The following is a 16480-nucleotide window of genomic DNA, read 5'->3' on the forward strand; positions in this document are numbered from 1 at the left end:
ATGTTTTTAAAAAAATTATGAAAACATGACACATCCTTTTGTATAAAAATAACCCAATAAAAGTCGATCATTCTACAAGCATTTCTGGGGAAAGTGTTTGTATTGCTTGATAATGTGATAAAAATATCTGTCCTGTAAGATCATTTTTAAGCCTTGATTTAGACAGTCGATCCATAACAGGACTTTTCACTTCAGATAAATGCATCTGAATATTCAATTGATCCAACTCGCGATTAAGATCTTCTAACATTTCTAATGCGCTGAGATCAATATTGCTAATACTTGAGCAGTTAATGACAACATGCTGTAAGAGAGGGTTTTGACTTACTTCGGTAATTACATAACCTTTTAACACGTGGGCATTCAAAAAACTGAGATTTTCGTCAACACGAAAAGAAACAATCGCTTTTGTTGTAATTACATTGTAATTTGATATGTTTCTAAAGTGCTGAGTTCCCTCGATTAAACCAATTACTGCGATATGTGGACGACTGATTCGCCAAAGCAGCAGTACAAAGGTTAAAACGACTCCAATGATGAGTCCAGTTGAAATATCCAAGCACGTTACACCGAAGAAGGTAACCCACATTGCAATTCCATCTGCCTTTGAATATTTCCAGGTTTCAATAAAAGGAGTGAGACGAATCAATTTCCAGATTGAAACAAAAATTGTTGCTGCTAAAACAGCGAGCGGAAGATTTTCGAAGAAACTGGTAAAGTAGAGACTTACTGCAATCATTAATAATGAAGAAATTATCCCAGACATGGGGGTTTTTGCGCCAGCATCTGCATTGACAACCGTACGTGATAAGCTGCCAGAAACTGCAAAGCCTGAATTAATACCTGCGGCGATATTGGCAAAACCAAGGGCGATAAGTTCTTGGTTGCTATCTAAATCATCACGTTTTTGTAACGCTGTTGCTTGCGCAATTGCCAGTGATTCAACAAAGCTAATCATGGCGATCATGAAAGCGCTAGGTAACAGCTGTAGCACTAATTGAGTATTCCATGTAGGAAAATGGAAATTGGGTAAACCCGCTGGAATAAGACCAACAGTCTGAATGTTATACTGCGCATTTCCCATAAAGGTAATGACAGCAATCGAGACCAGAACGATGACTAAGGGCAATATTTTGTTCAGAAAATCTGATGCAATTAATTTCGGAAGAATAAAGAGTAACAGAACTGAAAGAAGCCCAAAGCTGACACCCATCAATGTAATTTGATCAATATTCTGAGAAAGGCTAACGATAAACTCAGGAATATTGCCTGCTTGTAAGGGGATGTTGAGCAAAAATTTAAGCTGCCCTAAGGCAATTAATAAGGCAGAAGCAATGATAAAACTCTGAATAACGGGATGACTAATCAGTTGAATCAGGAAACCGAAACGTAATAGACCTAAAACCAGAGAGATAACTCCGATTAATAAGGCCAGTAGATAAGCGGCTTCGATATAGGCGGTTGATCCTGCGCTAAATAGCGGATCAAGTGCAGCAAAAACCATCATCGAAATAATTGCGACAGGACCTATTGAGAGTGTTGTGCTGCTGCCTGTAAAAGCATAAACAATCATTGGCAATATACTGGCATATATTCCCATGGCAGGCGGTAATCCTGCCAGCATTGCATAAGCCATACCTTGAGGAACCAGCATGGCCAAAACGATAGCAGCTGCAATTAGATCAGACTTAAAACTTGAAAACCGATAAGAACTTAGCCATTTTCGCGCAGGAAATAATTTAGATAAGCCAAGGTTGAACAATTTCATGCACAATATTCTAAATCATAAATTAATATATATTATGCATAAAAAATGCTAAGAGCGGTATGTTTCTATTTAACTGACAAGTTATTGGTGGGGGCAGTAATGTTCATACAAGGTGTTCAATACAATTTTCAGTTTTGGATCAAGAATTGAGTAGAAAATTTGTTTGCCATCACGCCGAGTAGAAACAATATGACTTTTTCTTAACATCATTAATTGTTGCGAAAGGGTCGGTTGAAATATCTGGGTTAATTCTTCGATCTGTGAAACATTTAGTTCTTGTTTGGCTAAATGACACAAAATAATTAAGCGATCAGTATTAGCTAGAGATTTTAGTACAGTTACAATTGTACCAGCAGACTCTCTCATTGCTTCTATCTCGAAATCCTTTTGCATGCATATACTCACTTGGTTACAGCCGTGGCTAGTATAAAGTCAGTGATAGGAAAAATTGTAGTAAAACTGAATAATTGCAATGGTTTTTAATGAAAAAGCATATAAGTAAAAGTGATAAATGCGCTTCCATGTGTCAATTATTTAGTTTTTTGTACTGTATATTGTGATTTATTTCGCATTTTCACTTTTTGGGTGGATTTCTATCTATTGGGAAATAAAAATACAGGAAATAGCTCAAAGTTTTTAAAAAACTAAACAATAAAATTAAGTGATTAATATAATTAATGAATATAAAAAGTTTAAAAAAGATTGTACTTTAGGTAAAACTATATATAATGAGAAGCAAGACAGAACGATCTGTCTGCATAAGAAGGATCGGAAGTACGAAAGTGCAACCGCCAGAGGGTAATAATTTTTATTATTCTTTTTACACTCAGACGCAAGCGTGAGACACAATAATAATTATAAATCACGCTTTATTTTTTTCAATTATTTCTATCTTTGCGATATATAAAAATATCCCTTCATTTTAAAGGGATATTCTAGATCTATACCAGTGCTTTTTCGAAATTAATCAGGTGCTCGACACGTTTCCAATATTCATCCATTTGAACAGAGTGTCTGTTCACATGCGCTTGAATGGTCATACCATCTAAAATACTAACTATCAATGTTGCGAGATGGGTTGGATGACGAATGTCCAGATTCTTGAGTAAATTTTCGATTAAGGCTGTTAACCAAATTTTGTACTGGGTTGCAGGTTGCAAGGTAGAAGGATAAATCTTGATGACTTCTTCAAGTGCTTTCTGAAACATACAGCCATTAAAGTCTTCGCTATTAAACCAGGCTGCGTACCATCCAAAGATTGCTTTAAGTTGGCTAAGGTAATCATCTTGATCACATTCTGCCAAAGTTGCATTTAAAGACGTTTGGAGATTGATGTTACGTTGCACAAGACATTCTTCAATTAACTTTTCCTTTGAGGGGAAGTATTTGTAGAAAGTCATTTTTGCAACGCCTGATTCGCTAATGATTCGATCTACGCCGATCGAGTTATAGCTATGCGAATTAAAAAGTCTTAATGCAGTGGTAATAATATCTTCTTTTTTTGACATACAACGCCTCGAGTTCGCCCATCGCCAAGAGCATCATGTTGCATTTCATCATGCAATTTTGGCAGGCATTTTACATGGTATTTTAAAAATATCATAGGGAAAAATAACATTATTTATTTAAATGATTCTTTAGTCCGCATTTTCAAGTGACACGGCTGAAAATAATATGATTTCACTATAGAAAATAACTATTAGAGGAATCTTAAAATACGATAAACGATTAGTCTAATTTGTATGTGGTTAATTTGAGATTATTCATATAATTGTTTTCAAAGGAAAACAGATTTTGATACTTATTTTGAATGAATAGCTGAAGCTATATTGAATGTACTTTTCTTTGTAAACTTATGTATGTTTGAATGATTGGAAATTTACTCCTGTATTTATTTTGAATATGTTTACTATATAAAAAGTCAGTTAGTTATAGTTAAAATAAATAACTGACTTTAATCATATAATTTCTGTTTTTCGATTTATTTCTGATGTGTAGGTAAACTAGCTATAAGTTTAGTGAAGTTTTGGTAGAGTGTTGATTGTTGGGTAGGTGTATAGACGGAATGTTTAATATTGCCTTTATCTGTTTCAATTGAAAGTTCGACATTTTGTGCTTTTTTAAGCTCTAACAGGAATGTACTTGGAAGAATAAAACGATTTGATGAGCGTCGCGGAATGAGTCTGTTGATGTTCTTTTGTTGTGTAGGGCCAACAGGCTGATATGTAAACGCTTTACCATCAATGAAGAAGGTAATTCCTTTGATGTCATAGTAATCATAGCTGCTGTTAAGCACCGTCTCTACGCTTAACTGTTGTTTGTGTTGCTTGTCCCATTCAACAAAAACATTCGGGCAGAGTTCATTTGTTTTGCAGTTTAATGAACCTGCTGTGGCTAAATGACCTGTTGATGTTGTAGAAGTGTCAGGTAAGGTCGAACAACCGTTCATAACAATACAAAGGCTCAATAAACTTAAAGTTTTTTTCATCTTTTAACTGAACCGTACCGGGTTTGTCGGAGACTTTTTTATTTAAGTTAGGCCACCTGACCTAACGGGTTAATCTTATCATAGTACATTGCTTCAAACTCAAAAGGCGATACATAACCCAGTGCACTGTGTACACGCTTTTTATTGAACCAATCTACCCAGTTTAGTGTCGCAAGTTGTACATCTGCTAAACCTTGCCAATCTGCTTTTAAATATTCAATCACCTCTGTTTTGTATAAGCCATTCACCGTTTCAGCCAGAGCATTATCGTATGAATCACCTGTCGTACCGACTGATGCTCGTAAATTTGCAGCATCTAAACGATTGGTATAGCGAATAGAAAGATATTGAACACCTCTATCGGAATGATGAATCACATTCTTTGGCATGCCTCGATCGTGCAATGCTTGCTCCAATGCATCGAGCACCATATCTGTATTCATCCGTGTAGATACTTTCCATCCAACAATTGCTCGTGAGAACACATCAATAATAAAGGCGGTATAGACCCAGCCTGAATGTGTTTGAATATACGTAAAGTCACTGACCCATAATTGGTCAGGTCGATCAGCACTAAAATTCCGTTTCACTAAATCATCTGCTCGTTTTTGATCATCTCGGCTACGGGTGGTTTGTTTATTCTTACCACGCCAAACACCTTGTATACCTAGCTTTTGCATCAATCGAGCAACTGTACAACGTGCAATAACATAACCCTCACGTTTCAATTTTTGCCAAACTTTACGTACACCATATCGACCTGAACTTTCTTTCCAAATACGTTTGATTTGCTCTGCATGATGTAAATCATGCAGAGCACGTTTCGCTCGATGTTCTGGGTTATCAACGAAATCTAAAGCCCGATAATAGGTCGAAGCTGCAATCGGTAAAATTCTACAAATCGCTTCAACACCATATAACGCCTTATTGTTATGGATAAAATCCACCATTATTTGTGTGGGCGGTCGAGCTCCGCCTGGGCGAAAAAAGCGGCTGCTTTACGTAGAATTTCATTGGCACGTTTTAATTCTTTAATTTCACGTTCCATTTGCTTCATTTTTTCTTGGTCAGATACCTGTTGTACTTTGGCGGGATTTTGTTGATCTAAGTATTTTTGATACCAAACACGAAGTGTTTCAGGAGTACAGCCAATTTTAGGAGCAATTGCGGAAACTGCTGCCCAATTCGATGGATAATCTTTTTCAGATTCAATTAGTAATTGAACCGCTCTTTCTCTAATTTCGGGGGTATAGTTTGGTTTTTTCATCGGAATAGTCTCTCAGAATATTGAGTCTCCGACAAACCCGGTACGGTTCAAACTCTCTAGAATGTATTCAATATTTCGGTGTCAATGATGTAACTGTGGACCAAGAAATTCAAATGGTTTTGAGACTTTAAATTGATCGGTTGCATCGCCAGCAAAAGTATTTTGTTGATCTTTGCCAAGATCAAGTTTACGTGTTAAACCATCTTTAAAGTTAATTTTCTTTAAATCTACCCAAAATACATTTGGCGAAACAGCGGATTCAAAGAAATAAAGTTGCTGCTTATGATCCGCAACTGTTCTCCAGCGTGTAGAGGAAATATTAGGTTCTTCTGCCGTATTTAAACCATAGGGAACAGATGCATTACGGATCACACTAAAGACGGAAGCTAAAGCATCTTTAGGGTTATCACTCTTTGGAATTGCATTGATATAAAATGACGCGCGCGCAAATCGATCCGCAGCACGATTAGTGCCTGGTAGCATCACGGTTCCACCAATTTGTTGCCAGTAAGTATTTAGTGCAAGTTGTTGATCAAAGGTTGGGGAGTTAGTCATGACTTGGTATTTTTTGTTGTGATGAATTACCTGTTTACCGCCTATATATTCAATAATTGCACTATCACCAGTTTTATCAGAAATAGATAAATGTAATGTTGCTAAACGCTGTTCACCAGGAACACTATCGGTAATCAGATCAAATGGTTCTTTTTCCAATGCATTTACTGCTTCGGAAACCGTTGCATAGTTATCGAGTACATATTGTGCCCAAGCAGAAATGCTGAGTTGCGGTTTATTCGATTTTTTGGTGTCTGGATATTGTGACTCGACCAGCCATAATACGTTTGCAACAAGTCCCGCTTCATTCATGCCATCGGTGGTTGAGATATCATAACCTGTTGCGATAACACTGCCATATTTGGCTTTCCATTTTAGTGATTTTGACCCAGCATTACTGTCTCTCATCACGCCACTTGGAAAAATCCATAAATTGGTCCCGACATCAACTTTCCAGTCCATTGAACGCGCTGTAATGATGTGGTTGTTATTGCCTAAATAAACGGCACGAGTACAGGCATGACTGGTTTGTAAGATCAGTGATGAGCTAAGAATGGAAAGACACAATATTTTTTTAAACACAAGTCGGACTCCTTGCTGTTATATAAAAGTGATTTATATCGAATGTTTTTATAATGACTTCGCTTTAGTCTATTAAATTTTTTTCTTATTCAAGCATTAAAATGTAATCATTAAAAAAGTATGGGTTTATTTTTTGTTCGCATTATCGTGAAACGATGCCAAGGCTGAAAATGAAACGGCCTTGGCATCATTGAAATAGCTTAGAGCCTTAGTTTGGTGGCAAGAGCATCACAACTGCGCTATTGAGCAGTAGGGTGATATCTTCTAAAATCTCTGCTGCATGAAAACGTTGATCAAGCATCAAGCTTTCGCCATCTGCTATTTGCTTAAGGTAAGGGGCGAATGTTTCAGAAATGCAAATGGTATCGCCATTTGCCCAAAACTCTAAATATTCACCTTGTTTTCTATAAAGTAATCGAGAAGCTGGCTCTAGAATGATTTGATAATCCGCGCCAATCACCTCGGCAACATCATTCACATTAACTTCTTCTGGTTCTGGAATGTTGTTGGGGTAGCTTGCTTCGCTCATATACGCCATGATTGCCGCATCGAACTCAGGCGCTTGCGTGAGATAATCCAGTAACTGAGTTTTTAAATATGAAAACTCGGTACTGTTAATTTCCCCAAGATTTGCAGTTTGCTGGCGCGCAATATCAGCCAATGGATTTTTGAGAGAAGTATTTTCCGCAAATTTGTCACTGACCTGATCAATCATTTCTGAAAGATTTGGCATGCGGAAACCGAAAGAGAAAGTTAAGCAATCATCTTCTGCAACGCCGTAATGTGCCAGGCCTGGGGGGACATATAGAAGGTCACCAGGGGCAAGTACTTCATCAAACTGGATATCCAGTTCAGCTAACAGTTTTAAGGGTTGATCTGGTAAAAATTGAGTCGATTCATCACACATTTGACCTAATTGCCAACGACGGTGACCGTGTCCTTGTACCAGAAACACATCATAAAAATCAAAGTGTTTACCGACAGAACCGCCTTGAGGTGCATAAGACACCATGATGTCATCGCGACGCCATTGAGGAATAAAGGGAAATTTCTTCCAAAGTTCAGCGATATCGAAAGAGTAGTGATCCACTGCCTGAACTAAAAGTGTCCAGAGATTAGGCAGTTTTTGGAAGTCGCCTTTGGTTAAAGGCGATGATTTAACATGCCATTCATTTGGATTTTTATTTTTTTGACGAATTAAGCGGGCGGTGACATCTTCTTCAAGTGCCAGCTCTTGAACATCTTCTGGTTCTAATAAACCGATAATTTCAGGCATTGCATTACGAACCAGCAAGGGTTTTTTCTGCCAGTATTCCGTAAGAAATTGTTCTGCGGTAATGCCGCCGAGTACCGCTAAAGATTGAGACATGGGAAATGAAACCAACAACATTTAAATTGGCGCATATTGTCCCTTGAGTTGAATATTGACGCAAGTCCTGTGTGAATGTGATGAAATCCGCATGAAAAGTTATAGAATGTACTTAATCTTGATCAATTAGCAGCGGATTCGTTCACAGTCTTTCAAAAAAACAGTATGCTTAACATGCAAAAAGGAGCATACATGTATCAAGTACTGGCAAGAAAATACCGTCCACGTAATTTCAATGAGTTAGTGGGGCAAAACCATGTTTCTCGTGCTTTAACCAGCGCATTGGAACGTGGGCGTTTGCATCATGCCTACTTGTTTACAGGAACGCGTGGTGTCGGGAAAACCACGATTGCCCGTATTTTGGCCAAGTGTTTAAACTGTGAGACTGGGGTTACTTCGACGCCATGTGAAGTCTGTACAACCTGTAAGGCAGTAAATGAAGGCCGTTTTATTGACTTGATCGAGATCGATGCAGCATCGCGAACCAAAGTTGAAGATACCCGCGAGTTACTTGACAATGTGCCTTATGCACCGACGCAAGGCCGTTTCAAAGTTTATCTGATCGATGAAGTGCATATGCTTTCAACGCATTCTTTTAATGCGTTATTGAAAACTTTGGAAGAGCCGCCCGAACACGTCAAATTCCTATTTGCAACAACAGATCCTCAAAAACTTCCAATTACCGTGATCTCGCGCTGTTTGCAATTTACCTTGCGTCCTTTGGCTGTCGATGAAATTACTGAACATTTGGCTGCAATTTTAAATAAAGAACAGATTGAGGCCGATCAAGATGCGATTTGGCAAATTGCTGAATCTGCACAAGGTTCATTGCGTGATGCGTTATCGTTAACTGACCAGGCGATTGCTTATGGTCAAGGTGCTGTCCATCATCAAGATGTCAAAGACATGTTGGGTTTAATTGACCGAACCATTATTTATGACCTGATTTTAGCGATTCATCAAAATCAGCAGGCTCGAGTCAGCCAGTTATTGCTACAGTTTAGACAGCAAGCTTTAGATGTGTCTTTGGTTCTGGATCAACTGGTTTCGACCTTGCATGAATTGGCTTTATTGCAGTATTTACCTGATCTTGCACTGAAATATAGTGAGGAAATTAATCAGAAAATTATACAGCTCTCCAAGCTGGTTTCTGCTCAGGATTTGCAGCTTTATTATCAAATTGCCTGCAAAGGGCGTGCTGAGTTGCAGCTTGCGGTGACACAAGAGCAAGGCTTTGAAATGACAGTCTTGCGGTTACTCGCATTTAGACCAATGAGCATGCATGAGGTAACGGTGGTCAGCGCAACACCCGTAACCCAGATTGCAGCCGCTGTTGTCGCTGAACAAGTACAGAATTTAAGTCAAGACAATCAGCTTGCAGTTCAGGCAGAAGTGGGTCATGTTGAACCTGAACCTGAACCTGAACCTGAACCTGAACCTGAACCTGAACCTGAACCTGAACCTGAACCTGAACCTGAACCTGAACCTGAACCTGAACCTGAACCTGAACCTGAACCTGAACCTGCGACAGAAAATCAGGAGAGCAGTCTGATGGTATTCGATGCAGAAGCGGGGCAATTGATTGGATTGGAAGCATCTGCAGAGCAGCATTTAACTCAATCAATGCTTACAGAAAGTGATGATGTTTTAATTTTCCCTGTTGAACCAGATGCAGCGGTACAAGTTGTAGTGGAAAGCCCGAAGCTTGAAGCTCGTCCTGTTGTCGAGCCTGAGCTTTCTGTTCAAACGGCTGAAGAGCCGATCAGTCAGCCTGTACTTGAAAAAGTAGTAGTTGCAGCGGAGGGCATGGCTGAGCAAAGCCATCTTATGCCGCAGGATATTCTAAAGTTAGCTGAGCAAGTTTTAGAAGGTGATTGGGATTTAGCAAAATGGGAGTTTTGGTTTAGAACCAGTCAGTTATCGCCTGCGGTTCAAGAGTTGGCGCAGCATGGCATTATGCAGGGACAAATTAATGGCGCTTCAACCTTCCAGATTCCGCAGGAATACGAAGGTATGTTGTCGCAATTACAGCATGGTTTAGAGGATGCATTAAAAGCGCAATGGCCGCAAACGCAGTTTAGTGTGCAATACGCTGTCGTTGATTCAAATACGCCGTTAGTGATGCAAAATGAACGTAAAGAACGTGCGTTTAGCCGTGCAGTTGAATTACTTCATCAAGAGCCAACCATTAAAAGTTTGGTGGATAGCTTTGATGCTGAACTTCAAAACGTTCAATTAAAGCCTTAAATGTGTGATTGGTGGCTGCTGCAGGTCATCATTAGAATAATAAGACCCCGATCTTTTCATTAAATTGAAAGATTTGGGTCACGTCCCTGTCATTGTACTTTTCTATGTTAGTCATCTTGGTTTCAGAATGGATTGGACATCGCAATGAACAGGCAGGGCGCAGGCGTCGTTTTCTTTAAATATTCGCATTTTTTGTTAATGAGTGTCATTTTGCTGACTGGCTGCAACGATTCGGCAAATGATCATTCAACCACATCAGAAACAGGAAAAAAGCCTGTTATGCGCTGTGCTCCATAAAACAACAATAAGAAGACTTTAATCATGATTACACGCCGTAAATTTTTAAACTATTCTCTCAATATGGGTGTCGGTGCTGCGGCATTGACAGCTTTCCCATCCAGCATCCAAAAAGCACTCGCGATTCCTGCAAACAATCTGACTGGTAGCATTCAAGATGTTGAACATGTTGTGATTTTAATGCAGGAAAACCGCTCCTTTGACCATTACTTTGGAACATTAAAAGGTGTTCGTGGTTTTGCCGATCGTTTTACCATTCCTTTGGCAAATGGCCGCCGTGTGTGGGAGCAGTTGAGACGCAATGGGCAGGTTTTAACCCCCTTCCATTTAGACGGTAGTACCAATAATGCACAACGTGCAAGTGGCACACCGCATACCTGGAATGACAGTCAACAGGCATGGGACAATGGCCGAATGGGCAGCTGGCCGACCTATAAGACTGATATTTCAATGGGATATTTTAAAGAGCAAGAACTTCCATATCAGTTTGCTCTTGCCAATGCCTTTACCCTTTGTGATGCTTACCATTGTTCAATGCATACAGGTACCGATGCGAACCGTTCATTTCATTTGACTGGGACAAATGGCGCAACACCCACCAAAAGGTCATTTGTTAATAATGAATGGGACTGGATTGATGGCAATCCAGCTACCGCAGATCGTGGTTATAGCTGGAAGACCTATGCAGAACGCTTGGAAGAAGCGGGTATCAGTTGGATGTGTTATCAAAACATGCCCGATGAGTGGGGTGATAATATGCTGGGGGCATTCCGATCCTTCCGAAAGGCAAATATAGCATCAGGTTATCCTGTTTCAAGTGGCGGTGAACCCAATAAGCCCTATGCCGATACAGGACAGAAATTACCCTATAAAGCCTATGATCGCGCAACGGATAATGCAAAAAATCCATTATATAAAGGCATTGCCAATACTTTGCCAGGGAATAAACCTGAAGAATATCTGGATGCATTTAAACGAGATATTCGAGAAGGTAAATTACCACAAGTTTCTTGGATTAATGCGCCATCCATTTATTGCGAACATCCTGATCCATCAAGTCCTGTACAAGGCGCATGGTTTATTCAGGAAATTATGAATGCGTTAACGGCTGTGCCAGAAGTATGGAGTAAAACCGCTTTATTGATTAATTTTGATGAAAATGATGGCTATTTTGATCATGTGCCGTCACCATCTGCGCCATCACGGCTTGCAAATGGTCAATATGCCGGTAAGTCGACACTCAGTACGGCTGATATGCAAGATGAATATTTTAATCACCCTGCACCAGAGGGGAGTCGCTCGCAACCGCTACCAGATGGTCGTGTATACGGGCCCGGACCACGTGTTCCGTTATATGTGATTTCGCCTTGGAGCCGTGGCGGTTGGGTGAACTCACAAGTATTTGACCATACCTCGGTGTTGATGTTCCTGGAGCAGCGTTTTGGGGTAAAAGAACCCAATATTAGTCCATACCGCCGCGCTGTCTGTGGTGATCTCACCAGTGCTTTTAATTTCAAAAATCCAAATGCGGATGGCGTACCCTCATTAAACGGGCAACAAACACGTTTAGATGCGGATAATTTAAGAACACGTCAGGAGGCTTTGCCGGCTGTACCTGTGCCAAGTGAGATTAAAACGCCGATTCAGCAAAGCGGGATACGTTTTTCGCGTGCCTTACCTTATGAATTACATACCAGTGCAAAATGTCAGACCGATGGTAAGGTACAGTTAATTTTTGCGAATACCGGTACACAGGCGGCAGTATTCCATGTATACGACAAATTGAATCTAAACCGTGTTCCTCAACGCTATATTGTGGAACCGAACAAAACTTTAGAGGATGTTTGGGATGCCTTGAAAGATAATTTAGGGCGTTATGATTTATGGGTACTCGGACCAAATGGTTACCATCGCCATTTTAAAGGTGATCTACAGCGTATTGTCGATAGTGGTGTTCAACCCGAGATTCGGGTGTGTTATGACATCGCCAATGGGGATGTTTATGCAGAGTTGATGAATCATGGAACCAAAGATGCACTCTTTACACTAAAACCCTGTGCCTATCGCACCGATGCGCCTTTGCAGGTGAGCGTAAAAGCGGGACAAGTAGCGAAACAGCATTGGGCATTGGCAGAAGTCGGATATTGGTATGACTTTGAAGTGACATGTCAAAGTGATGTGAGTTACTACCGCCGTTTTGCAGGGCGAGTTGAAACCGGTGAGGATTCATTTAGCGATCCTGCCATGATTTAACCGATTGTTCGGGCAAAAAGAATGATGCATTTTCTTTTTGCCCCATACTTTTACATAAAATGGGTTAAAACTTCCCGCATACGCTCAGGAATGGGGATGCTTTTTCGAGTTTCACGATCTACAAACACATGCACAAAATGACCTTGTGCTGCTGCTTGTTGTTGGCCATGTTTAAAAATTGCCAGTTCATACCGTAGTGATGAATTACCAATTTTTCCAATTGCAACGCCGACTTCAATCATTTCGGGAAAAGACAGTTCTTGAAAGAAACTACAGGCTGAGTCAACAACCAGACCAATGCTTTCACTGCGATGAATATCGAAACCGGTTTGCTGGATCAGCAGTGCATTTGCAGCAGTATCAAAATAACTATAGTAAGTGACGTTATTTACATGGCCATAGAGGTCGTTGTCTGCCCAACGGGTTTGAATCGGCAGAAAGAATTTAAATTGTTCTCGTGTTTTTAATACGGGTTTGGTCATGCATAAATCGCCTGATAAATGTGTAAAGCATCCTGTTCCGTCATTTCTCTTGGATTGTTTTGCAAGAGTCTGGTTTGTAACATCGCATCTTTGGCCAGCTGTGGTAGTTTGGCCTCGGCAATGTTCAAATCTTTTAATTTTAGTGTTAAACCACTGTGATCCAGATGGTTTTGCATATGATCAATGAACAGGTCACATAAGCCATCGGTACAGCCTGTACTGCGTGGATCTAAGAGTTGCATGAGCTCGGCATAATGCTGTTTAGCCTTTGGTGCGTTAAATTTTAAAACCTCAACCAGCACCAAGGCATTGGTATGTCCATGCGAAAGGTGAAAATGTCCACCTAATGGATATGCAAGTGCATGCACGGCACCAACGGGTGCATTGGCAAAAGCCTGACCTGCCAACATTGAACCCACCAGCATATTCTGTCTTGCTTCAAGATCAGCTCCATCTTTGAGGACTTTGGCTAAATTATGGTTGAGTAGTTTTAAAGCATTTTTAGCCAGCATATCTGCATAAAAATTCTTTTTGAGATTGGACGTATAGGCTTCTATCGCATGAACCATAGCATCTATGCCTGTTGCAGCAGTAATATGTGCTGGTAAGCCTTGGGTGAAGGTAGCATCTAAAATGGCCACATCTGCATATAGAACCGGAGAGACCACGCCCATTTTTGTCGTAGCACCAGTGGTCACGATTGAAATAGGGGTGACTTCTGAGCCTGTTCCTGCTGTGGTTGGAATTAATATCAGGGCTAAACGAGGTGCTTTGGCCTGATTGACACCATAAATTTCACTAAGATTTTGTTGCTGTTCAGGATGAGCCAGTAAAGCAATGATTTTGGCTACATCCATGGAGCTGCCACCGCCAAAGCCAATAATCACGTCGACCTGTTCTTGCTTCGCGAAATCAACAGCTTCGAGCACAACATGTTCAGGTGGATCTGCTTGAATATCTGCATAAACAATATGTTTAAGTCTGATTTGGTTTAAAATTTCTAAAATCGGCAGATGTAATTGATGTTGAATCATGCCTGCATCGGTCACGATTAATGCTTTATGATAATTCTGCTGAGTAAGCACTTGTTTAAGTTCTTGTATCGAACCTAGTCCCGCGATGATGTTGGGAACAGTTTGAAATTGGAACGGGTTCATACATAACCCGGATCCTGCTTAAGCCGATGATTCCTTAATTTGAATTGTTGGCTTATTTTGATGGGTTAATTGATATGCGCATAGCGAGGCATAAATTCCTCCAAGAAATCCATGAATACTACGTGCTTTACTCGTCACTAAATTGTATTGCCCCTTCAATAAACTGAATAATGTTTCTATCTTATTGCGTTGTCTTAGGTGATATTCATCTGATGCACAGAGTTGAATAGCCTGCATATTCTTTCGATGATAAGTAATTAAATCAATACCTTGATCTTTCAATCTGATTTTTAATTCTTGGCTGATGTAACCTCGATCCCCGTAAAGTTTTGCTTCTATACCAGCAACCAATTGCTCAACCATTTTTATGTCAGCAACATGTCCATTCGATAAAGCAGAACAGGCAATTTCACCAAATTGATTCATCGCAATATGTAATTTACAGCCATAAAACCAGCCCATTGAGCTTCTACCACGTGATGCAATTTGGACTAATGATTTATGACGCTGAATCCGTTGATTTTTACAAACTGGCAGAGTTGTTGAATCAATCCATAAATATTGTGTAGTTTGGTCTTTCATCAGCGCCACATGTAAAGCGTGTAGAGCCAATTGGTGCATATTGATCAGATGAATCATCCTTTGATAGCAAGGCAAGTACTTAAATAAATGGCTTTTATCTTCTTTTAACCAGGTGAAAAAGGCTTTGAAATTATTGAAATGAGAGCATTTGTACCAAATGGCAATAAAGCAGATTTCTGAAATTTTGAGTTGAGCAGTTCTGATTCTTAAGGAACCACAGTTTTGTTTGAGAAACTCCCAATAAGTTGATTCAAATTTAAGAAAAAAATCATCAATTACGCAGAATAATTCGGTACTATTGAACATCAGGACTAGAGTTGTGAGTTTGGTGTGGTAACTCAACTGATGGCTCTAGTCCTCTTATTTTTCAAGTCAATTTCTTATCCGCGATTCGGGTTACATACATCCTTATTTTTTCATAATAAACACAACATTTTTATCCAAAGTGATTATAGGTTTCACTACTCAATAAATTAGCATAAGACGCGGTTAAAAACTGTAGCTTTGAGGTGATTGTGCCTTCCCAAATGCCGAAAGACACTAAGCTCTTAGAAACAATCATTTTCTAGATTTAACTAATTTTAATCATATAGCGCCAAGCAATGCGGTGAACGAAACACTAATTACAAATGAACTAACGCTCTTCAACACAGAGTTGTCACGTTATATTTGTTTGACAGCAAATATAAAACTTGCCGCTATTTTATTTCAATATTCTGCATGGCCAATCAATAATAAACTATTTTTTTAACTAGCAAATGATAGTTTTGAGTCAGCTTGATCTAGCATTATAAGTCTTTCTATGTATTCCCAAGACTGTTCAATTTTTTCATAGTTATCATTCATATTAGCGTAAACCGTCATACCATCTAAAATATTGATAAACATAGAAGATAAAATTTGAGGTTGAGTAACATTAATTTTCAAAAAGAGTTCTTCAGATAAGTCGTGTAGCCATACTCGATAGTTTTCAATCGGATTAATAATGGAGGGGTACTGTTGAAGAACTTCAACTGTTGCTTTTGAAACATGCATCCGTGAAAATCTTCTGATTTAAACCAGTTTAGATACCAAGTATAGATTGCCTTTATTTTTCCTAAATAATCATTTTCTTTATATAAGGAAAGTTCAGTTAAAATAGCGCTTTGAATACTTTCATTTCGTCTCACTAAACACGCTTCAATCAGTTTTTCTTTTGACGGAAAATATTTGTAGAAGGTCATCTTTGCTACCCCAGATTCAAGAATAATCCGATCTACCCCTATCGAACTATATGTGAAACGATTGAACAAATCTAATGCTGTTTCAAGAATATCTTCTTTTTTGACATATTTTATTATCCTTTAAAAAATTTATAACCTAAATAGCAAAGCTATGACATCAATGGCAGCCATCTGGTTAGTTCCTTTTTGGCGATTTTTGAATTATACGCT

General features: G+C 39.3%; 12 protein-coding genes, 1 pseudogene and 1 other annotated feature. Of the genes and pseudogenes, 2 read left to right on the plus strand and 11 right to left on the minus strand.

What is annotated here, in order from left to right; all coding sequences use genetic code 11:
* Positions 1-67: 67 nt before the first annotated feature.
* From NQU59_RS11795 to NQU59_RS11825, 7 genes are all read right to left on the minus strand, one after another.
* Positions 68-1768, minus strand: coding sequence for a SulP family inorganic anion transporter (locus NQU59_RS11795; RefSeq protein WP_257063564.1), 1701 nt, complete (start codon positions 1766-1768; stop codon positions 68-70).
* A gap of 81 nt (positions 1769-1849) precedes the next feature.
* Positions 1850-2161: an ArsR/SmtB family transcription factor gene (locus NQU59_RS11800; RefSeq protein WP_005241140.1), complete on the minus strand. Its 312-nt coding sequence runs from the start codon at positions 2159-2161 to the stop codon at positions 1850-1852.
* 548 nt (positions 2162-2709) lie between these two features.
* Positions 2710-3276: a TetR/AcrR family transcriptional regulator gene (locus NQU59_RS11805; protein WP_005241141.1), complete on the minus strand. Its 567-nt coding sequence runs from the start codon at positions 3274-3276 to the stop codon at positions 2710-2712.
* A 473-nt stretch (positions 3277-3749) separates the two neighbouring features.
* Positions 3750-4256 carry a hypothetical protein gene (locus NQU59_RS11810; protein WP_257063565.1) on the minus strand — a complete coding sequence of 169 codons (507 nt, stop codon included), beginning with the start codon at positions 4254-4256 and terminating at the stop codon, positions 3750-3752.
* Positions 4257-4303: 47 nt separating this feature from the next.
* A protein-coding gene (locus NQU59_RS11815; protein WP_107114716.1) for an IS3 family transposase occupies positions 4304-5523 on the minus strand; the annotation gives its coding sequence in 2 pieces (ribosomal slippage) (positions 4304-5247 and positions 5247-5523; 1221 coding nt in all).
* Positions 5132-5248, minus strand: a sequence feature (AL1L pseudoknot). It overlaps the preceding gene by 117 nt.
* An 81-nt stretch (positions 5524-5604) precedes the next feature.
* Positions 5605-6648, minus strand: a complete 1044-nt coding sequence (locus NQU59_RS11820) for a linear amide C-N hydrolase (protein ID WP_373463007.1) — start codon at positions 6646-6648, stop codon at positions 5605-5607.
* Positions 6649-6868: 220 nt separating this feature from the next.
* Positions 6869-8029, minus strand: coding sequence for a cupin domain-containing protein (locus NQU59_RS11825; protein ID WP_257063567.1), 1161 nt, complete (start codon positions 8027-8029; stop codon positions 6869-6871).
* Positions 8030-8221: 192 nt separating this feature from the next.
* Here NQU59_RS11825 and dnaX point away from each other — a divergent pair, with 192 nt between their 5' ends.
* Both dnaX and NQU59_RS11835 read left to right on the plus strand, forming a co-directional pair.
* Positions 8222-10276 carry a DNA polymerase III subunit gamma/tau gene (gene dnaX / locus NQU59_RS11830; protein ID WP_257063568.1) on the plus strand — a complete coding sequence of 685 codons (2055 nt, stop codon included), beginning with the start codon at positions 8222-8224 and terminating at the stop codon, positions 10274-10276.
* Positions 10277-10597: 321 nt separating this feature from the next.
* Positions 10598-12826, plus strand: a complete 2229-nt coding sequence (locus NQU59_RS11835) for a phosphocholine-specific phospholipase C (RefSeq protein WP_257063569.1) — start codon at positions 10598-10600, stop codon at positions 12824-12826.
* A gap of 50 nt (positions 12827-12876) precedes the next feature.
* On the opposite strand, the gene NQU59_RS11840 is transcribed toward NQU59_RS11835, so the two are convergent.
* The 4 genes and pseudogenes from NQU59_RS11840 to NQU59_RS11855 all read right to left on the minus strand — a co-directional run bounded on the left by NQU59_RS11840 (position 12877) and on the right by NQU59_RS11855 (position 16384).
* Entirely contained in the window at positions 12877-13308 is a 432-nt protein-coding gene (locus NQU59_RS11840) for an acyl-CoA thioesterase (protein WP_257063570.1), read from the minus strand.
* Positions 13305-14465 (minus strand): iron-containing alcohol dehydrogenase, encoded by a 1161-nt coding sequence (locus tag NQU59_RS11845; RefSeq protein WP_043969825.1) that lies wholly within the window; start codon positions 14463-14465, stop codon positions 13305-13307. The genes NQU59_RS11840 and NQU59_RS11845 overlap by 4 nt, the downstream gene beginning before the upstream one ends.
* A gap of 18 nt (positions 14466-14483) precedes the next feature.
* Complete coding sequence (locus NQU59_RS11850) at positions 14484-15353, minus strand: IS982 family transposase (protein WP_161419859.1); 870 nt, start codon at positions 15351-15353, stop codon at positions 14484-14486.
* Between the two features lie 441 nt (positions 15354-15794).
* A pseudogene (locus NQU59_RS11855) lies at positions 15795-16384 on the minus strand (TetR/AcrR family transcriptional regulator).
* Between the last annotated feature and the right edge of the window lie 96 nt (positions 16385-16480).

The organism is Acinetobacter colistiniresistens (genome assembly GCF_024582815.1).
GTDB lineage: Bacteria > Pseudomonadota > Gammaproteobacteria > Pseudomonadales > Moraxellaceae > Acinetobacter.